29 protein-coding genes are annotated in these 18,365 nt (G+C 54.6%); all 29 read left to right on the top strand.

What is annotated here, in order from left to right; genetic code table 11:
- Window positions 1-3 precede the first annotated feature (3 nt).
- The 29 genes from ACGHP5_RS10375 to ACGHP5_RS10235 all read left to right on the top strand — a co-directional run bounded on the left by ACGHP5_RS10375 (window position 4) and on the right by ACGHP5_RS10235 (window position 18,312).
- A complete protein-coding gene (locus ACGHP5_RS10375; RefSeq protein WP_390566564.1) occupies window positions 4-285 on the top strand; it encodes a DUF4120 family protein in 282 nt (93 codons plus the stop codon).
- Window positions 286-315: 30 nt separating this feature from the next.
- Window positions 316-576 carry a hypothetical protein gene (locus ACGHP5_RS10370; RefSeq protein ID WP_390566562.1) on the top strand — a complete coding sequence of 87 codons (261 nt, stop codon included), beginning with the start codon at window positions 316-318 and terminating at the stop codon, window positions 574-576.
- A 118-nt stretch (window positions 577-694) separates the two neighbouring features.
- Window positions 695-1,489: a zinc-ribbon domain-containing protein gene (locus ACGHP5_RS10365; protein ID WP_390566561.1), complete on the top strand. Its 795-nt coding sequence runs from the start codon at window positions 695-697 to the stop codon at window positions 1,487-1,489.
- A gap of 153 nt (window positions 1,490-1,642) precedes the next feature.
- A complete protein-coding gene (locus tag ACGHP5_RS10360) occupies window positions 1,643-1,987 on the top strand; it encodes a hypothetical protein (protein ID WP_390566559.1) in 345 nt (114 codons plus the stop codon).
- A gap of 16 nt (window positions 1,988-2,003) precedes the next feature.
- Window positions 2,004-2,198 (top strand): hypothetical protein, encoded by a 195-nt coding sequence (locus tag ACGHP5_RS10355; RefSeq protein ID WP_390566557.1) that lies wholly within the window; start codon window positions 2,004-2,006, stop codon window positions 2,196-2,198.
- 22 nt (window positions 2,199-2,220) lie between these two features.
- Window positions 2,221-2,670: a hypothetical protein gene (locus tag ACGHP5_RS10350; protein ID WP_390566555.1), complete on the top strand. Its 450-nt coding sequence runs from the start codon at window positions 2,221-2,223 to the stop codon at window positions 2,668-2,670.
- Window positions 2,671-2,674: 4 nt separating this feature from the next.
- A complete protein-coding gene (locus ACGHP5_RS10345) occupies window positions 2,675-3,940 on the top strand; it encodes a reverse transcriptase domain-containing protein (protein WP_390566553.1) in 1,266 nt (421 codons plus the stop codon).
- 1,238 nt (window positions 3,941-5,178) lie between these two features.
- A complete protein-coding gene (locus ACGHP5_RS10340; protein ID WP_390566551.1) occupies window positions 5,179-5,655 on the top strand; it encodes a hypothetical protein in 477 nt (158 codons plus the stop codon).
- Between the two features lie 11 nt (window positions 5,656-5,666).
- Window positions 5,667-6,710: a ubiquitin carboxyl-hydrolase gene (locus ACGHP5_RS10335; protein ID WP_390566549.1), complete on the top strand. Its 1,044-nt coding sequence runs from the start codon at window positions 5,667-5,669 to the stop codon at window positions 6,708-6,710.
- Window positions 6,711-6,899: 189 nt separating this feature from the next.
- The gene (locus ACGHP5_RS10330; RefSeq protein ID WP_390566548.1) at window positions 6,900-7,313 is read left to right on the top strand and encodes a hypothetical protein; all 414 of its coding nucleotides are present in this window, start codon (window positions 6,900-6,902) and stop codon (window positions 7,311-7,313) included.
- Between the two features lie 30 nt (window positions 7,314-7,343).
- Window positions 7,344-7,523 (top strand): hypothetical protein, encoded by a 180-nt coding sequence (locus tag ACGHP5_RS10325; RefSeq protein ID WP_390566546.1) that lies wholly within the window; start codon window positions 7,344-7,346, stop codon window positions 7,521-7,523.
- Window positions 7,524-7,534: 11 nt separating this feature from the next.
- Window positions 7,535-8,188 carry a hypothetical protein gene (locus ACGHP5_RS10320; RefSeq protein WP_390566544.1) on the top strand — a complete coding sequence of 218 codons (654 nt, stop codon included), beginning with the start codon at window positions 7,535-7,537 and terminating at the stop codon, window positions 8,186-8,188.
- Between the two features lie 11 nt (window positions 8,189-8,199).
- Entirely contained in the window at window positions 8,200-9,069 is an 870-nt protein-coding gene (locus ACGHP5_RS10315) for a hypothetical protein (RefSeq protein ID WP_390566542.1), read from the top strand.
- Window positions 9,070-9,071: 2 nt separating this feature from the next.
- Window positions 9,072-9,356, top strand: a complete 285-nt coding sequence (locus tag ACGHP5_RS10310; protein ID WP_390566540.1) for a hypothetical protein — start codon at window positions 9,072-9,074, stop codon at window positions 9,354-9,356.
- Window positions 9,344-9,724 carry a hypothetical protein gene (locus ACGHP5_RS10305; protein WP_390566538.1) on the top strand — a complete coding sequence of 127 codons (381 nt, stop codon included), beginning with the start codon at window positions 9,344-9,346 and terminating at the stop codon, window positions 9,722-9,724. The genes ACGHP5_RS10310 and ACGHP5_RS10305 overlap by 13 nt, the downstream gene beginning before the upstream one ends.
- A gap of 85 nt (window positions 9,725-9,809) precedes the next feature.
- On the top strand, window positions 9,810-11,018 hold the full coding sequence (locus ACGHP5_RS10300; protein WP_390566536.1) for a hypothetical protein: 1,209 nt from the start codon (window positions 9,810-9,812) through the stop codon (window positions 11,016-11,018).
- A gap of 33 nt (window positions 11,019-11,051) precedes the next feature.
- Window positions 11,052-11,222 (top strand): hypothetical protein, encoded by a 171-nt coding sequence (locus tag ACGHP5_RS10295; RefSeq protein ID WP_390566534.1) that lies wholly within the window; start codon window positions 11,052-11,054, stop codon window positions 11,220-11,222.
- 7 nt (window positions 11,223-11,229) lie between these two features.
- Window positions 11,230-11,613 (top strand): hypothetical protein, encoded by a 384-nt coding sequence (locus ACGHP5_RS10290; RefSeq protein WP_390566532.1) that lies wholly within the window; start codon window positions 11,230-11,232, stop codon window positions 11,611-11,613.
- Between the two features lie 31 nt (window positions 11,614-11,644).
- Window positions 11,645-12,376 (top strand): hypothetical protein, encoded by a 732-nt coding sequence (locus ACGHP5_RS10285; protein WP_390566530.1) that lies wholly within the window; start codon window positions 11,645-11,647, stop codon window positions 12,374-12,376.
- A gap of 8 nt (window positions 12,377-12,384) precedes the next feature.
- Window positions 12,385-12,984 (top strand): hypothetical protein, encoded by a 600-nt coding sequence (locus ACGHP5_RS10280; protein ID WP_390566528.1) that lies wholly within the window; start codon window positions 12,385-12,387, stop codon window positions 12,982-12,984.
- Between the two features lie 50 nt (window positions 12,985-13,034).
- The gene (locus ACGHP5_RS10275) at window positions 13,035-13,712 is read left to right on the top strand and encodes a hypothetical protein (RefSeq protein WP_390566526.1); all 678 of its coding nucleotides are present in this window, start codon (window positions 13,035-13,037) and stop codon (window positions 13,710-13,712) included.
- 11 nt (window positions 13,713-13,723) lie between these two features.
- Window positions 13,724-14,413, top strand: a complete 690-nt coding sequence (locus ACGHP5_RS10270) for a hypothetical protein (protein WP_390566525.1) — start codon at window positions 13,724-13,726, stop codon at window positions 14,411-14,413.
- A 4-nt stretch (window positions 14,414-14,417) separates the two neighbouring features.
- The gene (locus ACGHP5_RS10265) at window positions 14,418-14,918 is read left to right on the top strand and encodes a hypothetical protein (RefSeq protein ID WP_390566523.1); all 501 of its coding nucleotides are present in this window, start codon (window positions 14,418-14,420) and stop codon (window positions 14,916-14,918) included.
- On the top strand, window positions 14,915-15,286 hold the full coding sequence (locus ACGHP5_RS10260; RefSeq protein WP_390566521.1) for a hypothetical protein: 372 nt from the start codon (window positions 14,915-14,917) through the stop codon (window positions 15,284-15,286). Before ACGHP5_RS10265 ends, ACGHP5_RS10260 begins: the two co-directional genes overlap by 4 nt.
- Window positions 15,287-15,294: 8 nt before the next feature.
- Window positions 15,295-15,831: a hypothetical protein gene (locus ACGHP5_RS10255; RefSeq protein ID WP_390566519.1), complete on the top strand. Its 537-nt coding sequence runs from the start codon at window positions 15,295-15,297 to the stop codon at window positions 15,829-15,831.
- Window positions 15,832-15,917: 86 nt separating this feature from the next.
- A complete protein-coding gene (locus ACGHP5_RS10250; RefSeq protein WP_390566517.1) occupies window positions 15,918-16,130 on the top strand; it encodes a hypothetical protein in 213 nt (70 codons plus the stop codon).
- A gap of 5 nt (window positions 16,131-16,135) precedes the next feature.
- On the top strand, window positions 16,136-16,957 hold the full coding sequence (locus ACGHP5_RS10245; RefSeq protein WP_390566515.1) for an N-6 DNA methylase: 822 nt from the start codon (window positions 16,136-16,138) through the stop codon (window positions 16,955-16,957).
- Between the two features lie 54 nt (window positions 16,958-17,011).
- Window positions 17,012-17,605, top strand: coding sequence for a tyrosine-type recombinase/integrase (locus ACGHP5_RS10240; RefSeq protein WP_390566513.1), 594 nt, complete (start codon window positions 17,012-17,014; stop codon window positions 17,603-17,605).
- A gap of 11 nt (window positions 17,606-17,616) precedes the next feature.
- The gene (locus ACGHP5_RS10235) at window positions 17,617-18,312 is read left to right on the top strand and encodes a hypothetical protein (RefSeq protein ID WP_390566511.1); all 696 of its coding nucleotides are present in this window, start codon (window positions 17,617-17,619) and stop codon (window positions 18,310-18,312) included.
- Window positions 18,313-18,365: the final 53 nt, after the last annotated feature.

The following is an 18,365-nucleotide window of genomic DNA, read 5'->3' as shown; positions in this document are numbered from 1 at the left end:
GCCATGATCGTCCATTGCGAAGAAAAACTCCAAAAGGCGCGAGAGTATGCAGCCGAACTCGGCGACCGCTCGCTGCAAGCGTGCCTCGAAAAGCTCCAGCGCTGGGAGCATAGCGGCCGCACGGTGCATCTCCACACAGATTTTGCCCCTCATTCTTTCGCCTTCAGGTTGTACGGCCCCGATGAGCGGCTGATTATGAACGGCGGACTACTGTATCACGGCTCGCCAGACCGTTCCCGTGCCGTAACATTCGACCGGGAAAACCTCTGGCAAACACATACCTAAACAATTCACCAATCAAATAATTTATCGAATATGAAAACTTTAGCAGACGTAAAACGCAAGATGACACTCGGCTCGAAGTGGCAGTGCGTCCGAATTTTCAACAACAACGAAGACCTCGGCGTAAGGGAGATCGGCAAGGTGCAGACCAATGCCGTAGCGTTCCTCAAGCCGGACGGCAGGCTCTCGTGGCTCTGGTGGCCCAAGGCCAAGTACATGCAAATCGAGGGCAATTCGTTCACGATCCTTCAGAATGGAAAGCCGCATCTGAAATACACCCTGATCGAGGAATAGCCGCTCCCTTCACATCCGCAAAGCACGACCCGCAAAGTCGTGCTTTTTTCATGCCTGCTGCAACCATGAATTATACACCAAGCCCTATTTCTTAATAGGACGGAATAAAGTCAATATTATGAGCGAGAAAAAAGAATATTCCCCGGCCCTCTTGCGGTCGATATTGGAGGATATGGGTTCGTATCGGATCTATTTCTGCCCGCAGTGTCGCCGGTATGTGCCTAAAGAAGATAGTGACACCCCCTGTCCTTTCTGCGGCAGTACGCAATGGTGTCTGGAGGACCCCGTCAAGGAAGCCATAATCGACCGGCACGCGCTGCATCGATACCTGTTCGGCATCTTCAGCGATTGCATCGAGCCGTTCCGTGATTTCGGGAAAAAGCCGATGAAGAACGGCAATATGTACTACCGGAGTGACAAAACCGTCCGTCACAACTCCGAGGACGGACGGTTCTGGATTGGAAAAACCGAAATGTGGGCGGTATCCAATCATGGGTTCGGCGGCTATACCCTCAGCCTGTGTGTCCGCTGGACAGCCGTCATGGTCTACGAGGACGGCAGCCGGAAGGAAACCGTCTATCTGCGCATTGCGCACTTCTCATCCCCGGAGCTGGCTCCCGACTACAACGGCGATAAAACCGACGACTTCTACTTCATGGCTCTCTTCCGGCAGTCCCTCCTTTCGTGGGGATATGTGCAGGGAGTCGAATTCGAGGCCCTCGACGACAAGGGCCGAAAATACACCGCCTACGGCCTTGTCGATAATTGTACCGAACTGTTGATGCAGCAGGAACATGGAGTCGTGGGCGGCATCAATAGCCGTCATCTGCTCGAAGGCAGTCTACCCCGCCTGATGACCGCCCTTTTCGACTTTTCCCTGATTCCCCTTTACTGGGGATATAAAAAACCCTGAATCATGCAGACGACAACCATCCGCGAACTCGCAAAGCACGACTCCGCAAAGTCGTGCTTTTTTCATGCCTGCTGCAACCATGACCACTTAACCATCACTATTTCTTATTAAGACAGCTTAACCAAGTCTAAAAAAGCTAATGACACGAACACCATGGGCAGACAATTATATATAGCACGCATCTACGAAATCGAACCGGAGTACAGTGGTCTGAGCGGTAACGAGATAACCGCTTTCACGCGCCTTATCGACCTGCTCGACATCGAAACGGTACAGCAGAACGATGCAGACGATTATTACGAGATCGAGCGCGCCGAGCTGGAACACCTGCGCGACATTGTCGCCGGCGAGCACGAGTTCTACGAAGAAAACGCAGAGGCCATCGAAGATATCCTCGACGAGGCAGACATCGATCACGAGCGGATGGTCGCAGCCCTCGACGCAATGATCGCCGAGAGCGACCAGAGGGACAGCATCGTACACATTTTTTTCATGTAACCGACCGCCTCCAGCCATGCAGACGACAACCATCCGCGCGCTCGCAAAGGGCGAGCCTTTCCGCCTCAAGGACAGCTGTACGGCCCCGGTGTGGGTTCGCGGCGAGTATTCCCGCCAGGCCAGGAAGTACAGCACCCACCGTTTCGACGACGTGAACCACGAGCGGCTGCTCGGAGGGGAGCGGGTCGTCTACGTGGGATTCACATTCTGAACGATCATTAACATTCAAAATCATGCAATTATCAGACAAACCTACCGCGCATATTCTGGTCAGGGCAAGGACGGACAGCGAATCCGATTCGTGCGATTTGGCCATCATTTACCTGTCGGAGGAGTGGAAAAAGCAACAGCAGGAAAGACTCGAAATAGCGAACGCCCTCGCAAAGGACAGCGACTTCCGCTCCTTATGCTTCCGCGACGAGGCCGTCAATTTTTATGAGGCGGCAAAGAACGGCCTGCCCGATGCCGATGAACTGCTGGGCGACAAGTGCTGGGCATTTGTCGTGATCGACGACGCGGAGCTGAACGAAGAGGACGAGGCGTCGCTCGACAGCGGACTGGATTGCCACAGGCTGGTGATAGACTTCAACGGCAACCTCAAATACACGGCATACGGCAAATATACCAGCGACGAATTCTGGACAGACGAATTCCCGTTACAGGAACTTCTCGAAAAACTATAACGATATGGCAGACAAGATTCTACAAATGTTCTTCGACTTCGACCGCTGGACGAAAGCCATCGAGAAAGGCGTCGGCAAGGACATTCGCAAAGACCAGCTCATCCGGCTGGCCGATGAAAACACCCGCCTGAATATGGCCGACGCCATGATGAAGGGCCGGTACGAGATCACGCCGCCGCACACGGCCCAGATACCGAAAGATAACGGAGAGTTTCGCACGGTCTACGTCAACGAGCCCATCGACCGCGTGGTGCTGAGCATCGCCAACGACCTGCTGTTCGACCTGATGCCCGAGATGATCCACCCCTCGTGCAAGTCCTACCAGACAGGCATCGGATGCGGCCGTGTCGTCGCCGAAGTCAGCAGCAGGATTACAAACGCCTCCGGCAGTGGTTATCTGGGCTGGAAATCCGACCTCTCGAAGTATTTCGACAGCGTGCCGATCGCCTTCGTCGATGCGGCGTTCGACAAGGTCGAAGCCAAGCACGGCCATTCCGCCCTCGTCGACGTACTGCGCAAATACTATCACTCGGACCTCTACTTCGACGAGCACAACGTTTTGGGCAGCCGCTACCAGTCCCTCAAACAAGGGTGCGCCGTGGCGAGCTGGCTGGCCAACGTGCTGCTCTACGACCTGGACGAGGAGCTCTCCCGCATGAGGGGCTTTTATGTCCGCTACTCGGACGACATGCTCTTTATCGGCGAGGACTACGAAAAGGCCATGTGCGTACTCCAACAAAAGCTCGACGCGATGTCCATGAAGCTCAATCCCAAGAAGGTGGAGTACCTGACCGCCGACCGCTGGTTCAAATTTCTCGGGTTCAGCATCAAGGGCAACATGATCTCGCTCTCTTCGAGCCGCATCAAGACGTTCCAGAAGGAGGTCGAGCGCCGCACGGTCCGAAGACGTGATACAACACTAACTAAGGCTGTGGGTGCCGTGAACCGCTACCTCTACAAGGGCGACGGGGAGTTCAGTTGGGCCACGCAGATCCTCGGCGTGTGCAACGTCCGCAAGGACATCGACGAGCTGAACAAATTTGTCATGGACTGCCTGCGGGCCGTCAGTACGGGCCGGCGCAAGGTCGGCGGTCTGGGTTACGTCCGCGACAAACCCGACGGCTGCATCGTCCGGGGCCGGGGCCGCAACGTGAAGGCCAACCGGACAAAGGCCGGAGGTCGGATCGACGGCTACCTGACCATCGGATGTATGCAGAAGGCGCTCGTGACAAGCCGCCCGGCGTACAATACGCTGGTGGCATCCTTGTAAGGTACGGCCGCGCACACGGCCGGCATGGATGCGGGGCTGGAAATTCAACATTACAGGAACGCACCAGAGGCCATCCCGGCGTCACCGGTCGACCAACCGGTGACACCCATCCCGCTTCTGGTCCTATCCTGTAAATATCGCGATGATACAGAGATGTGCCGCCAGTTCGACATCCATCTAAAAAAAATACCGAAGTACATCGGAGAAGTTCGAGGAACAACCGATTCAGGTCCGCGTGCGAATCCAGCTCTTGAGAGTCTTGAAGGAACTACCTTTCCTTCAGACTCCAAGAGCTTGCTCGACGCCGGCAACATCGAGGATATATAGTCTATGTGCCGCTGTTATGAGAACTTCTTTTTAGCACGGAAAGCGTGAGAGCAAGGGGATACATTCAATGTGCCGAGGCCAATACAGCCCTCCGGCGCCGGCGGGCCCTGCCGTACAACCGCCGGCGCCCGTCCGGCTTTCAGGCCCGGCATGCTATCGATCAGATAAAGCGACGTGCCGGTATTCCGAGCCTCATGCAAAAAAACTCAGCACAATGCGGAAAAAAATCGAGATCAGGATTTCAATACAGCAGCGTCGAGCGACTGGAGCTGCGCCTCAATCTCCTATTGGAGATGAGGAGCTGCCCCAGTCTTCCATGCTGCTGCATATCAACCGATATAAAGCTATGTGCCGACCTGAATGAGAACACCGCAATCTTAGCACGAAGAGGTACGGTTCAGAGGATGCTCTTCAACATGCCGCCTTTCGAGAAGTCCCGGGCTGCGAACGTCTTTATTCACTATCGGGAACAGACGTCGCGCCCCGGACTTCCGAGTCCGGCATACATCGAGATTTTAGAGCTACATGCCGGCATCCGGAGAACCGTAAAAAAAACTGAGCACACAGAGGAAAAGCCGAGGTCGGAGTTTCAACGGCGCAGCGTCGATCCCGGGCCAGCGTCATCACAAGTAATCGTTGCTAACCGCTACGATTACCAGCAGATAACGCGGCCCAACTCCGCTGCGACACATCGAAACCATACAGTCATGTGCCATTCCGGACAAGGCTTTCCACAGGGGGCAGCGCAGCCCCGAACACTGCACGAGGGACCGGATTCAACGATACAGTCTCCACCAGGATACTGATGACTGCGTATCCTTGCCGTCAGTATCCTGGTTTCCACTGTACCTATCGAACCCATAGAGCCATGCGCCGGCGGTCCGAGTGCAACCAATTAAAAGACAACAGCAATGAACACTATCTACCCAGATGCCGTGCAGGCCGTCGAGGAGGGTGCGAAGTTCACGGTCGACTTCCCCTCGCGCAGCCTGAAAGTAGACGGCAAACAGATTATTCAAAACGGGAACTACGAGGGGAGCCTCGGGGTGGAGCCCTGCACCGGGACGGAGTTCCTCTCCCGCATGGAGGAGCTCTACCGAATCTACAAGCACTCGGTTCCCTCGGAGCGCAGCGAGAGCCGTTCGAGGCGCTACTTCCGGGCCCTGCCCGAGCGGGAGCTCAGCGACGAGGCGATGCTCTACGGCCAGCGCCGCGACCGCGCGCAGATCGAGCTGGAGCTGTACCTCCTCTGCCAGATTCTCCTCGGCCTGGTGTGGAACCCGGAAACCATGGGCCGCTGGTTCTGGCAAAGCAACAACGACCGAGACCTGGTGATACTCCGGCAGTGGGTAGAGCCTGATTATAACAACCAATCATTCAACAATTAAACCAAAACGAGATGAGAAAAACGAAAGAAACGAAAGCCATGTGCCCGCAGTGCGGGACCAAGCTCACGATCGCAGGCGGGAAAGTCTCCGCAACGGCCGACGATACGCCGGCCAAACCGACGAAGCTGCCGGGGACGGCGCAGGAGCGTATCGAGGCGCTGAGCCGTGCCGGCGTGGACGTGAGCCACCTGTTCGCCATGCAGGGCTCGGGCGGCGGAGAGTACGTCGTATCGAACAAAGGCGGTAAGTTGTCGATCCTTGCCGACGACGATCCGCTTTTCCGCCTCATTACGGCGCAGGGCGACGTATACAACCGCCGCCTGTTCCGCCGCTGGGTCATGGCCCAGATGTTCCGCATGCTCGCCTACAAAGACTATCTGTGCCGGGAACCGGTAGGAGTGACGGAGATGATCCACCGCATGGGCTACGAGTATCAGTGGAAGATGCTGCTCGACGAGCTGCGTGCCCAGATGAAGATGGCGGGACGCGATCCCGAGAACTTCGCCGACCGTAACCGCTGGTTCAACAGGAAAGTGGTCGAACAGATGGCACAGGATTATATCGGGCTGTTGAACAGGTACGTGGACGACCAGCCCGTCAAGAAGTGCGAAGGCGTCCCCTACAAACGAGTCGGAGGCGAGAACATCTTCGTACACGATTTGCATGAGAGGTTGTTCTACCCGCTCAATGTCGCTGCCCCGCGCATCAGGTACGCCAAAAACGCCGCCCAGCTCTACGACGCCGTGAAGAAGTTCAACGACCTGCGCATGAAGATGAAGCAGGACGCGCCCCAGTGCAAGGCATGGGTCGATGCCTACAAGGGCACCGGAGCTTTCTACACCATGCAGAACCTGATCCGCTTCCACGGCTGCACGCTGGTCGACGAGAGAGGCAGACGCCTGGACAAACACAAGTCGCTGGCTTACCTCGCGGACAAAGCGGAAGAGTATTGCGACGGCGACGGCTGGCGCATGCTGGCCATGCTCAAGAAGATGCTCGACGACAACGGCATCGACGTAGCCAAAAAGATGAAGGAGTGGCGCAGTAAGAAGTAAACCGCCCGCTGTCCGACAGACACGATGCGGCGGGCCGATATACTTTAGTGCGTCTTCCTTGACAGGATCCTGAGGCGCTGGCTACACGCCGCGCCTCAGGATCCCTCCGGAAGACCTTCCATCGGACGAGTACAGACATGCCCCCGTCGGCGGCCGTATCATTTTTTCAAACAACCGAAACCGACCGAAATGAACCATCTGCTCAATCCTGCCATAGAATGCACCGACCCCGACCAGTTGCAGTTCTGCCTGCACCTCTCGGACACGGAGTTCTGGTATTGTGAGCCCAACCATTACCATACCGACCTGTTCCCCGGCGCCGACACCCCGGCCAGACGTATCTACGACAAATATCGCGGCTATCCGGACAAACTGTTGCAGGATGCCCGTCAGGATACGGAAGTGATGGCTTTCGTCACCGACCGCCGCCTGTGGATCACGGGTACGATCGATGCGGCGGACTTCAGCCGCGAGGAGCAGGAAGCGCTGCTCAAGGACTACGGTTATGCGTGGGAGAATTTTACCTCCGATGCCGACCGCAACCAAATCATCTGCGAGAACCATTTCGAGCAGTATCCACACGATTACAGAGATGACATTTAACGAAAATCATCAATCTAAACCCATACGATCATGTACGAAAATAACTGGCACGAGAGGGCCGTAAGCTACCTCCGCAAACATACCCGCGCCATGTGGGACATCATCGAACGTTTCGTCGAATTGTTCTGGGATCAGGAGATCTCGGACGAAGAGAACCTTGTGGCTTTCGAGAACTACGAGAGCGAGATGCAGAGTGCCTTTTCATTCTAAAAGTGAGCGGCATGGAACTTTATAAGCAAATCACCTACAAAGGGCATCATATCAATATCTATTATGATGCCGAGCCCAAGAGTCCCCGCAAGTGGGATAACCTCGGTACATTCTACACCTCGCATCCTAACTATCGCCCCGAAGAGGATTTCTATCGGCATTTCGAACGGGAGGAGGTCTTCGACGAATACCGTGATTTTCTGGACTCGTTCGAGAAAAAATACATCGCCCTGAAAATCTACCTCTACGACCACAGCGGCCTTACGATCTCTTCCGGTCCTTTCGCCTGCCGATGGGACAGCGGATTGTTCGGCATGGTCGCCGTAAGCATCGAAAAGGTCAAAAAGGAGTATGGCTGGAAGAAAATCACCGCAGCCCGCCGCCGAAAAATCGAGAGTTACCTTCAGGGGGAGATCGACACCTACGATCAATATCTGCGCGGTGAGATTTACGGCTACCGGATCACGCCGGAAGATCACGACGACGAGGTACTCGACAGTTGCTGGGGATTCTTCGGCGACAACGGCATTGAACAACTCAAGGTGGAGTGCCGGGATACCATCGACGGTCTCGTTGCCGACAGCAAGAAACAGGAACAGGAAGAAGTTCTCCGCATTTTCGGACCGGAGCTGCCATTCCCCGAATTTGCATTATCAACCATCTAACAGTTAAGGATATGGCATACGCACTCAAATATAAAGCATACAAAAGCACCGACGATTACAGCCTGCGGGTCGATATCCGGCTTTCGGACGACTGCCGTAACGGCCACGCCGACTTCGCCATCACGGGTGATTTTCACGATTACAAGAACGGCGGTAACTGCTGCGGCTGTATCCATGAGGTTATCCTCTATTTCTTCCCGGAGTTCAAACCCTTCATCGACTTGCACCTGTGCGACGCGAAAGGAGCGCCCTTATATGCCGCCGGCAACGGGCTTTATCATCTGCGTGAGAGCAGCGAGGCCGTTACGCGGGAGTACCTGCGCATCAGCCACGAGGAGTATATGCGCCTGAAGCGGGAGGCCGAGGACGAACTTTACATGACCTATCTGCTCGAAGAGATGGGCATTACCGCCCGCTGGCAGGAGGAGGCAAGGGCCGCCATCCGCCAGCTCGAACAGCTCACCGGCGAGACGTTCGAAGACAAGTCCGAACGCTATCAGTTCACGCCGCTCTCGGCCGAACAGCGGGAGTTGGTCCGTACGCGGATTGCCGAAGGTTATTACCTGCCGGTGAATATCCGCAAGCGCAAATACGAAGCCCGCCTTGCTGCCAAACGCAAGAAGATAGCCGATCTTAAAACCCATGCGGCAAATGCCAAAGCGAAGATCGAACAGGAACTCGCCGTCAAGCTCCATGTGCTTCGTTGCGGAATGCCGCTCGACAACTTCATCTACTACGACCACCGGAACACGGGCGTATTCAACTGGATGGAAGGCTCATGTTATAAAAAAGTCACGCAAGCCGAGTTCGACCGCTTCCTCAAACGGGTAGACTATGCCAAACTGCCTGCGGGCATCGAATTCCAACTTAAATCCGCCTGATTATGATATCGGTACAATACATTCAGGAGTGCCGGTGCGGCGCCATGACCGTCTCGTTCGAGAACGGCGCCACGAACAGCATGAGCCGTGAGGTATTCGACCACCTCGGTTTCGAGGGCGAACGCCTCCCGCAGATATTCTATCACTGCAACCACTGCGTCAACCATTGGGGCATCGACCTCTGCAAGTGCGGCTCGGGCCTACCGGTCGGAAAGTGCGAATGCGGAAGCGATGAGGCCAGCGAGGAACTCGGCGTGAAAAGACCGTTTGTGGGATGGGTGTTTTAGAAGAGAGAATACGGGAACTCGACCGTCTGGAAGAGGAGTACAGGCGGGAGAAGGAGCGCATCGAGCAGGCCATCGCCGAGGTGGTATATGGTGTCGGTCAGAACCCTGCCGTCAAGCCGCTGGGTAAAAACATGTTTACCATTTCATTCTCGGAACTGGCCGGCGCTCCCTGGTCGCCGCAGTTTCACGACTGGACCCGGCAGGCGGAGCTGCTGCTCGAAGTGCTGCACAAACATCCCATCCGCAAATGGGGTGTTTTTATTCGTGAACTGCTGGAACAGAAACCCCGCAACGGCTGGAGGGGCATTACGGTCGATAAAACGGTCTTGAGCCGGAAATTCCTGCAACAGGTAGCCGCAAGGCTATAAACAAATAATTCGGAAAAAAGAGAGAAGGTCGTAGCCTTCTCTTTTTTGTTTCGGTCTATTCTTTAACAGATTAAAATCAAGCAGAATGAGTTATATAAGCGCTCCGATGGTCGCCCACCTATGGGCACATCAAAGTCAGGACAGTGCCCGAAACGGAAGTAATTTCTACTTCGAGGGCAAGGATATCTATTCCTACGGGCGGCATTTCCGCTGTGCCTCGATCGAGACCAACCAGCGTGGCGAAAGCGTCTATCTGGTCACAACCCGCACCTATTCCACAACAACGGCCAAGCACATGCACATGGTGCGTAATGCGATTCCCTGCGGGGAGCAAATCTTCAATACCTGGCGGGAGGTATCCTTCTCTAATGGACGGCTGTCTGAGTCCAAGTATCTGGAGGCGGCCCATTACATCGTTGATCAAGTGGAACGTATCGGCGAGTGCCTCGATGCCCAGAGAAGATCGCGTTCACAGGATTACCGGGACGAAGTAAAAGACCACTTGTTGGACATCGGTTGCTGGGTCGAGTTCTGGGGCCTTGACAAACGGCAGAAATCCACTAAGGGTCGTTGGCTGATGCCTGTACTGGAAAAACTGGCCAGCGCCAACGGTAAAATCCGCAGGCAATACTGGCATGTGACCGGCGAGGGGTCGGTATCGAACTACAACTTCTCTTTAACCGATAAGTCGCAGTATCAAGAGCTGTTTCTCGATCTTCTCGCCCGCAATTTGTTTCATGCTTCGGATTCCGGAGAATTCGAGCAACAAGTATCGCAGCTCTTTATCGACCGCAGCGGCGATGAATTGCTGTGGGAGCACTTCAGGCAGCGCCAGGAGAAACAGGAAGAGGTCAATCGCCGCCGGGAAGAGATACGGGAACGCCGCAGAGCCGAGCAACGGGAAAGATGGCAGAAGGAGAACGAGGAACGTCAGCGCGTGGCCTGTATGACCTTCGAGGAGAAGAAAGGGCTCTGGTATTCAGGCGAATTATCCAATGCATGGTTCAGCGTGCCTTGCGGGCTGGAATTTAATACGTTGCTGAGGGTACGCAACGGACGCATCGAGACATCGAAAGGCATTCGTGTGGAAGCCGAAGAGGCCGCCCGTCTGTGGCGTCTTGTGGAACGCTTCCACCAAAATGAGACAAACTTCCGCCACGATATGGTGCATGACGCCAACAACAACCGATGGAGCATCAACTCCTACCAGAACGATATTCTCACGGCCGGCTGCCACCGCATCAGCTACCAAGAGATGTACAACGCCGCACGCCAGCTCGGCATAGCGGCATAATGCGACAAGACATTAATCTTAAACATCATTATCATGAATGAAAGAGAACCTAAAGCGGGCGATATCGCCACGCTGCACGAACCGTATCTCGACTACCGCCGCATCGAGCTGATCGAAAAGTGTTGGTATAAATGGCGTGTCCGCATCTGCGAGAGCGGCAAAGAGATCGAAGTTTACGAAGACGAATTCGAACTGGACGACTGACCCGGATATGGAAACGATCGTAACCCCCATCTGCGAAGGGTTCACCTACTACAACGATCTGTACGAGTGGGCCCGGAGTTTCGGCGACGACCCGAACGATCCCGACTTCGACGCCCTGAGCTATCTGGAGGGCGACCCCGACATCCTGCGCTGCGACGGCACCAGGCTCTGCTTTATATCCACAGTACAGAACGGGAAACGCTATGTGCTGACCCACGACGAGGCAGACGACAAGGAGAAAGAGATGCTGACACGCTTTTACCAGCCCGATTTTCAGGATCATTTCGATGCGCTGCCGTGCAGTTGGGAAGCCTTCGAGGCCGCCGCTCGGGCCATCGCATACCGCGGCGGCAGCGGATACGTCTATTCCATCTGGAGCTATACTGCATAACCGTATCAACAGAAAAACACAAATCAAAATCATGAGTAAAGCAAAACAACAGCCTATCCTGATTGTGGGCTTCCAATGCCGACTGGACACTATTCGGGAGGAGGCCGTCGCCACGATAATGAATGCCGTGGCCGAACACAAGGTCATCGGTACTTTCTACCAGAACCTGGGCGAACACTATCGGCTCGATAACGAAGGTAAAGAGTACGATTCTTCGCCCGCCGTCGTCACGCATAACGATTCTTTCGGTACATATGGCGGTTACAAGGCCGCTACGGTGTACGAGCTTTTCTTCGACAAGCAGAGCCGTCTTCGCTGCACGCTCAACGGCGAGGCGGGCGAAGACTTCGACGAACCTATCGAACACATCCAGACCGAAGGGCTGCTCCGCATCGTCGAGTGGCTGGTGGAGCACGGATTCGTCGCCGACGATCCGTGGCGCTGCGAGGCGTGCGGCTCGCTCGCCGTGCAGGCGAAAATCTGGGTCGATGCCAATACGCACAAGATCATGACATCTGCCCAAAACCGCAGCGAACACTATTGCAGCGACTGCTGCGCCAACGTCTACCTCATCCGCCAGAGCGAACTGCTGCGAAACATCCGCCGCTGGTTCGACACGGCCCCGGCTCATGCGTTGGCCTACCTCTCGGGATACCGCCCCGAAGATTATGCGGACGAGACGCTCTTCCGCGGGGCCTGCCTCGAATATTGGGAAACGCTTTCCATAAATAAGAAAATCACAGTCTGGGACGAAAGCAAATAATAGACGACATGACAATCGAACAGAAATCCGAACAACCGACCCGCACGGTCGTCAAATGCTCCGAGTGCGGCTCTACGGAGGTCGATATCCGGGCACTGGTCAGCCCCAATCTCGGCAACTCTTTCTCCATGTACTGTGACGGAAACACCCTCGAAGAATCTGAAACCTGTTATTGCCACCAGTGCGGAGAGTGGACCGAACCGGTCTTCGAACAAAAGGAGACCACACCTGAAGAGCCGTACCGCTGCACCAACTGCGGTTCGACTCATGTTCAGCACAAGGCATGGGTACGCACCAACAAAAACAACGAATATGTGGGTGATGCGTGGGAAGGCGAACCTGATGAGGAAGACTGCTGGTGCGAGAACTGCGAAGAACATCATGTCATCAAGCCGCACCGTGAGTTTATGGAAGATATCGACTACTGGTTCGCCGAAGAACTGGAACCGGATGATCCGGAAGTCATTACGGGACTGTGCGAATGCGACTATCCTTCCGCCGAGGCATACGATGCAGCCGTTACCGCATACTGGAACGCCCTGAGCGACGAGCAGAAGATCGACTGCTGGAAGGCGTTGACCTACGATAAACGCAGTGGCGACAAATAGCCCCGACATGCAATAACCTGTCAAACGAAACTGTAATATTTCAAACAATTATGGAACAACGAACGGATTTACATATCACCGACCGGTTCTGGGACTTCATCGAAGCGAACGTCCCCAATTATCACGAGCGCGACGACGTGATGCACCAGGCGGAACTCCAGCTTTTCATCGACGGCCACGAATCTCCGGTACAAGGTATCACCCGTGAGGAAGCACAAGACCTGCGCGACCGTATTCTCTTTCGGTTATACCATGAGGCCATCGACCATTTCACCGGCAAACTGCCGGTCTCGATCACTGGGGAGGACGACCTGCACGACTATGCCGAAGCCCTTGTGGACATCGCCTATGAAGCCGGGGTGCGAGGATTTCGCCCGACCGGCAACTCCCGCGATACCACCCGTACGATCATCGCCTGGGCAGACGAGTTTACCCGCCAAAATCAGGATACGGACTGGATCGACAAAGAGTATCTGGACGAGATTTACGACTTCACGCAGCAGAAACTCAACGCCCATCCCAACGAAGACGATCCCGACCGGGAGTGCGACATCGCCTTCCTGGATCGCGCCACGCTCCGTCGCTACGGCTATTCGACGGACGGCCTTTCGGACGAAGGGCTGCTCCGGTTGGCCGGCCTTATGGGCGACAGTTACTGCAATAGCCAGCAATTCAGTCACGACCTGCACACCGCCTGTCAGGAGTTCGGGCTGGAGCGAACCTCTTAAAACGACACGATATGTTACAGCAACTATTAGACGACCTGCGGGGATATTTCGAAGCCAAATCCTCGCTGACAGAACAGGAACAAGAGCTACGAGATCGGCTCAAAGCAGACGTTTACCCGATCCTTTTCCTACAACAAGAGGACTTGGCGCGAAAGGGATTCGACTTTCGCCGTATTACGGACGAACAGATGCGGAAGCTCGCCCTGCAGATGGAAACGGATTACTGCAAAGAGGAATATTGGGACCATCTGGAAGGTACGGCGGATGACCTTCGGTTGCCGCGTTATCCTGCCTGCCCGGCTTGCGGGCACGATAGTACCGTATTATTATATGGAACGAAAGACATGATGTATTGTGAAAGCTGCGACCAGACCTGGCAAGAAGACCTATACGTGCTGGTCGAGTTTCCGGACGACGCGACGTATTTCGAAGAGAACGACATAGGCTATCCCAGTTTCGGGAGCGAGGACAACGGCGCTCGCTATGTGCTGGAGTACGACTATATCCAGCACTTCGAGCAAGATCCGCCGGCCAACGCATACTTCAAACCTATGCGGTGGCCCGAATCGCAGCCGTACCTGTTCCCCGACGAGCCGAACGAATCGACCGACGCGCTCTGCGAGCCGATCAACGACGAGAAGGGCCGGGCGGACTTCGGCGAGCAGGCAATATGGGTTCCGCTTTGCAACCTTAAAAACTGACGATATGAAAACACAACGACTGATGACGCATTTCTTCGGCCACAAGGTCGAGGTGACACTGAACCTGCCGGACGAATGTGACAAACGCTATCAGTTCGTTCCGTTATCCATTGCGGACGATTTCTCGGAACGGATCGAATGCGGCACCCGAAGCGGCACGTTCGAAGACATACCGGACGACGAACCGGACACTGCCAACGAGGGGTATCTTCTCTCCGGCAGTTGGCGCATCGTGGAGATCGACTACGAGAAGATCTGCCGCGTGCTGACATGGGACTACAATTTCGCACCGGACGAGGCTCTTACCGAAGAGCTGTTTATCCGTCACTTCGGCGGCAACATGGGGCGCCACTACTACGAGAAGTGGGCGCATGTCTACGCCCACGATCTGCGACGGATGCTGGCCTACTTCGGAAACGACCTTCGTGAGGGCCAGCGCTTCTGCGACATGATCGCCGAGCAGGTCTGCAAATACGAGCAACGTCAAAAACGGGAGAGCCGATGATGCAGCTTCCCAACGGCCTTTTCTACGAGTTGGAAGACCTTCCTGCCGAGATACAGGAACGGGCCATGCACTCTTTTCTTGAGGGTAACATGAAAATTATTCGTGCCGGCATACAGCAGCGGCGGTGCGACGTAAAGGAAATGGGACTGATGTGGATGATTCACTGTCGGGATATGGCAACCTATAAAAAACGGCAAAAACAAAGGAAATTCACGTATCCGGTTACCTGGCGGTCTATTTTCTACAGCCTGCAAAACCAGCGCAAATGGGAAAGAGACCGCGAACTCTGCCGAAAGGTCATCATCGGCAACCTCTGTCTCTTTACCGCAGAGGGCCGGTATGTCCCGATTTTCAACTACGACGACTAATAGTAAAAATGGATAAAAACGCAATCATTCAGGAATTAAGCGCATGGCACGACGCTATGCTGCAAGCGCAGGCCCGACCGTTCCTCGATCCGCTCGGCCTCGACATACGCTTCGATGCCGAAGCCTTCGACGAAGACGAACGGCAGAACAGCGACTGTATCGCGCTTTACAAAGGCGGCAGCGTCTTCGAAAAGGAGATCCGCTACTGGATCAATTACGATGCGATGGCGGACTTTTTTATCCGCGAGGACGACTGCTCCCAGACCGCCTACAAAGAGCAGATGCACATCAACCTGTTCTATGTGATCGGAGCCGCTCTGCTGGAGATGTTCTCGGACTTGTACCATACGGACGACGAGCTGTTCGACGAACTGGTCGATAGCCTGCCGGATAAACAACTGCGCCCGTTGCTGCAAGGCCGTAAGAACCCGAAACAGGAGGCGACATTGTGTGAAGCGTTCGCGGCTTCTCATCAAAGCGGCGATGAACGGGAGAACCCTCTGTGCCGGTTCTGTTTGCAGTACCAGAAACATTGTATCATGTAAAACGGTTCCATTTGAGGATCGTAACATTTTAAGTATTAACCCAAGGCGGAGAGCGCAAGCTCCCCGCCTTTTTAATTCCATTACTCATGAAGTACAAAAAAGAGACCCTCGAAAAGAGGCTGGAACGGCTCGAAGAGAGCCGCCGCAAGGAAAACGAGCGGCTTACGCGCGTGAGCAACAACATCGGCTGGGGCGCCGGTATGCGCCGCACCAAATGCACCCCTTCGTTCGCCAAGCTCGACCAGATCAAAGCGAAGATCGCGGACGTGAAACGCCAACTGGCCGAATCTAAAGATTAGCGATTATGGCAAAAGGATATGAAGCCCCCTGCGAAGTGCGGGAACTGGAGAAGTTGATCAACGACTTTACCTATGCCAACGGTCTGGAGGTAACGAATGTCTTTCAGGACTTTCTCCGCTACATCATTCACGGTTTTTCCATCCCCGGCACGCCGCCGCTCGCCGACTGGCGCTACACGAAGGAACAGAATAAGGTCTTCGCCGAAATGTTCTCCGCATGGATCGGTATCATGGACACCCAGATCAAACGTCACGGCTGGTACGATGCCTTCGGCGATCTGTTCATGGCCCTGACCTCCCAGCGCGGCCAGCAGCAGAAGGGGCAGTTCTTCACTCCGGCACATGTCTGCGATCTGTGCCAAGGTCTGGCTATGGGAGAAGATGCGAGCGGCAAGAGCATTTATGACACTGCCGCCGGCAGCGGGCGGATGCTTCTGGCGGCCAAAGCCCAGCATCCGCGCAACTATCTGGTCGCATGGGATATCGACTACACCTGCTGCCTGATGTGTGTCTGCAATTTTTTGATCAACAGTTGTGTGGGCGAAGTCGTGTGCATCGACACGCTACGCATGGATAACTTCCGGGGGGCATGGATCGTCAACGAAGCCTACTACCGCACGGGACTGCCCAGCGTACGGTTTCTCAACGAGCAGGAATATGTACTTTATAAAAAGGCCGACATTCCCCCGTACGTCTATTTCATTGACCAGGAACGCTATGATGACTACATCAAGATGCGCGAGATGTGGGCCGCCTTGTCGGCGCTTATGCACGACGATACACCGACAGATATTCCGCCCGAAGCACAAGAAGGAAAGAGCGCATAATACAAACCTCAAGGCGAAGGGCAACTGTTCTTCGCCTTTTTAATTTCCGCTATTATGTCACAGAAAGGACAAATCACTACTTCGGAGGCGTTGGAGTATAATGACTTCGTGCGTCTGCTCTCCGGACTGCACGAGGACGGCGACTACCTCTGGGAACTCTATTGCTGCATCTCTTTCTGCACGGCCTGCCGCATCTCCGACGTGTTGTCGATGACGTGGCGGGATGTCCTGGAACGCGACGTCCTCTGTAAAATCGAGCAGAAAACCGGCAAGACCCGCCAGATCACCATGAACAGCAATGTGCAGGAACGGGTCGCCGGCCTTTACAAGCAGCTCGGCTCGCCGGACAAGCGACAACCCGTCGTCTGCAATGTCCGCACGGGAAAATCCTATTCCCGGCAGTACATCAACGAGATGCTGAAGACGTTCCGCTGGAAGTACCGTCTTCCGATCCGGCGCATCTCCAGCCATACGTTCCGCAAAACATTCGGGCGCTATGTGTACGACCTGATGGGGCGTACGATGGAAGCCCTGATTCTGCTGTCGATGATTTTCAAGCACTCCTCGCCGCAGGTGACGATGGTCTATCTGGGTATTCGTCAGGAGGAGATCGAAGGCGTCTACAATACCATTCAACTGAACTATTGATTACGATTACTATGAAAACCAAGATTCTCAGATACAGCTCCGGTTCGACGAATAAAGTCGTCACACACTATGCCGAGTTGGAAAAGGTGTGTGACAACGTATATACCTATCTGTTCAAAAAAGATCCCTGTCGAGAGGACGACGACCTGATTGCCATTGTACTGAATGTCGACGGTGTGTATTTTCAGGAAGGGGCGTATTACCGCCGTTTTTTACAGGGAGAAGATATTGCCCGACAGGCTTCGATGTACTTGAAGTGTTTTCACGATATGGTCGCAGCGATCGTACGGGAAGGCAATGGCATATCGCTTATGTTTATCCGAATTTACGAAGAGTTGGGACGGGATACGGCTCCGCTAATCAAATGCCGCGAGGAGGGTATGGAGCGAATCCGGCAACAGGATGAAAAACAAGCTCGTCAACGGGAGCAGAAGCGAAAGATAGTCGAAGCCCAACGCCTGCAGAACGAAAAAGCGAAGTTCTTCGTCGGTGAGTTCATCTCCACCGAGGACTTCATCGCCCTGTGCCGACAGAAAAGAATCGCCATTCCGCGTCGTACGCACGGCACCCTGAATCGCAGTGTGACAGCTCTTTCCCATCAAACAGGCATTCGTTTTCGCGAACGGGTCGACCAACGCGATCCGCAATTCGACGGTTGTTACAAGCTGATCCATGCCCTTAAACAGGCGTACGATGAAGAAAAATAATCGCAGATTCCACACCCGATTGTATTCCCGGGTTTCTAATCTTTATAAAAAAA

The organism is Alistipes sp. i18-0019-D1 (assembly GCF_042852885.1).
Taxonomy (GTDB): Bacteria; Bacteroidota; Bacteroidia; order Bacteroidales; family Rikenellaceae; genus Alistipes.
Note: the sequence above shows the minus strand (reverse complement) of the source record. Positions and strands in the feature narration are given on the sequence as shown.

Excerpts from the sequence above, each read along its gene's own strand:
- ACGHP5_RS10250 (WP_390566517.1), top strand. The coding sequence starts at position 15,918 with ATGAAGTACAAAAAAGAGACCCTCGAAAAGAGGCTGGAACGGCTCGAA.
- ACGHP5_RS10355 (WP_390566557.1), top strand. The coding sequence starts at position 2,004 with ATGCAGACGACAACCATCCGCGCGCTCGCAAAGGGCGAGCCTTTCCGC.
- ACGHP5_RS10350 (WP_390566555.1), top strand. The coding sequence starts at position 2,221 with ATGCAATTATCAGACAAACCTACCGCGCATATTCTGGTCAGGGCAAGG.
- ACGHP5_RS10275 (WP_390566526.1), top strand. The coding sequence starts at position 13,035 with ATGGAACAACGAACGGATTTACATATCACCGACCGGTTCTGGGACTTC.
- ACGHP5_RS10295 (WP_390566534.1), top strand. The coding sequence starts at position 11,052 with ATGAATGAAAGAGAACCTAAAGCGGGCGATATCGCCACGCTGCACGAA.
- ACGHP5_RS10255 (WP_390566519.1), top strand. The coding sequence starts at position 15,295 with ATGGATAAAAACGCAATCATTCAGGAATTAAGCGCATGGCACGACGCT.
- ACGHP5_RS10330 (WP_390566548.1), top strand. The coding sequence starts at position 6,900 with ATGAACCATCTGCTCAATCCTGCCATAGAATGCACCGACCCCGACCAG.
- ACGHP5_RS10240 (WP_390566513.1), top strand. The coding sequence starts at position 17,012 with ATGTCACAGAAAGGACAAATCACTACTTCGGAGGCGTTGGAGTATAAT.
- ACGHP5_RS10280 (WP_390566528.1), top strand. The coding sequence starts at position 12,385 with ATGACAATCGAACAGAAATCCGAACAACCGACCCGCACGGTCGTCAAA.
- ACGHP5_RS10265 (WP_390566523.1), top strand. The coding sequence starts at position 14,418 with ATGAAAACACAACGACTGATGACGCATTTCTTCGGCCACAAGGTCGAG.
- ACGHP5_RS10335 (WP_390566549.1), top strand. The coding sequence starts at position 5,667 with ATGAGAAAAACGAAAGAAACGAAAGCCATGTGCCCGCAGTGCGGGACC.
- ACGHP5_RS10290 (WP_390566532.1), top strand. The coding sequence starts at position 11,230 with ATGGAAACGATCGTAACCCCCATCTGCGAAGGGTTCACCTACTACAAC.
- ACGHP5_RS10270 (WP_390566525.1), top strand. The coding sequence starts at position 13,724 with ATGTTACAGCAACTATTAGACGACCTGCGGGGATATTTCGAAGCCAAA.
- ACGHP5_RS10365 (WP_390566561.1), top strand. The coding sequence starts at position 695 with ATGAGCGAGAAAAAAGAATATTCCCCGGCCCTCTTGCGGTCGATATTG.
- ACGHP5_RS10345 (WP_390566553.1), top strand. The coding sequence starts at position 2,675 with ATGGCAGACAAGATTCTACAAATGTTCTTCGACTTCGACCGCTGGACG.
- ACGHP5_RS10315 (WP_390566542.1), top strand. The coding sequence starts at position 8,200 with ATGGCATACGCACTCAAATATAAAGCATACAAAAGCACCGACGATTAC.
- ACGHP5_RS10310 (WP_390566540.1), top strand. The coding sequence starts at position 9,072 with ATGATATCGGTACAATACATTCAGGAGTGCCGGTGCGGCGCCATGACC.
- ACGHP5_RS10375 (WP_390566564.1), top strand. The coding sequence starts at position 4 with ATGATCGTCCATTGCGAAGAAAAACTCCAAAAGGCGCGAGAGTATGCA.
- ACGHP5_RS10260 (WP_390566521.1), top strand. The coding sequence starts at position 14,915 with ATGATGCAGCTTCCCAACGGCCTTTTCTACGAGTTGGAAGACCTTCCT.
- ACGHP5_RS10235 (WP_390566511.1), top strand. The coding sequence starts at position 17,617 with ATGAAAACCAAGATTCTCAGATACAGCTCCGGTTCGACGAATAAAGTC.
- ACGHP5_RS10245 (WP_390566515.1), top strand. The coding sequence starts at position 16,136 with ATGGCAAAAGGATATGAAGCCCCCTGCGAAGTGCGGGAACTGGAGAAG.
- ACGHP5_RS10360 (WP_390566559.1), top strand. The coding sequence starts at position 1,643 with ATGGGCAGACAATTATATATAGCACGCATCTACGAAATCGAACCGGAG.
- ACGHP5_RS10305 (WP_390566538.1), top strand. The coding sequence starts at position 9,344 with ATGGGTGTTTTAGAAGAGAGAATACGGGAACTCGACCGTCTGGAAGAG.
- ACGHP5_RS10285 (WP_390566530.1), top strand. The coding sequence starts at position 11,645 with ATGAGTAAAGCAAAACAACAGCCTATCCTGATTGTGGGCTTCCAATGC.
- ACGHP5_RS10320 (WP_390566544.1), top strand. The coding sequence starts at position 7,535 with ATGGAACTTTATAAGCAAATCACCTACAAAGGGCATCATATCAATATC.
- ACGHP5_RS10340 (WP_390566551.1), top strand. The coding sequence starts at position 5,179 with ATGAACACTATCTACCCAGATGCCGTGCAGGCCGTCGAGGAGGGTGCG.
- ACGHP5_RS10370 (WP_390566562.1), top strand. The coding sequence starts at position 316 with ATGAAAACTTTAGCAGACGTAAAACGCAAGATGACACTCGGCTCGAAG.
- ACGHP5_RS10325 (WP_390566546.1), top strand. The coding sequence starts at position 7,344 with ATGTACGAAAATAACTGGCACGAGAGGGCCGTAAGCTACCTCCGCAAA.
- ACGHP5_RS10300 (WP_390566536.1), top strand. The coding sequence starts at position 9,810 with ATGAGTTATATAAGCGCTCCGATGGTCGCCCACCTATGGGCACATCAA.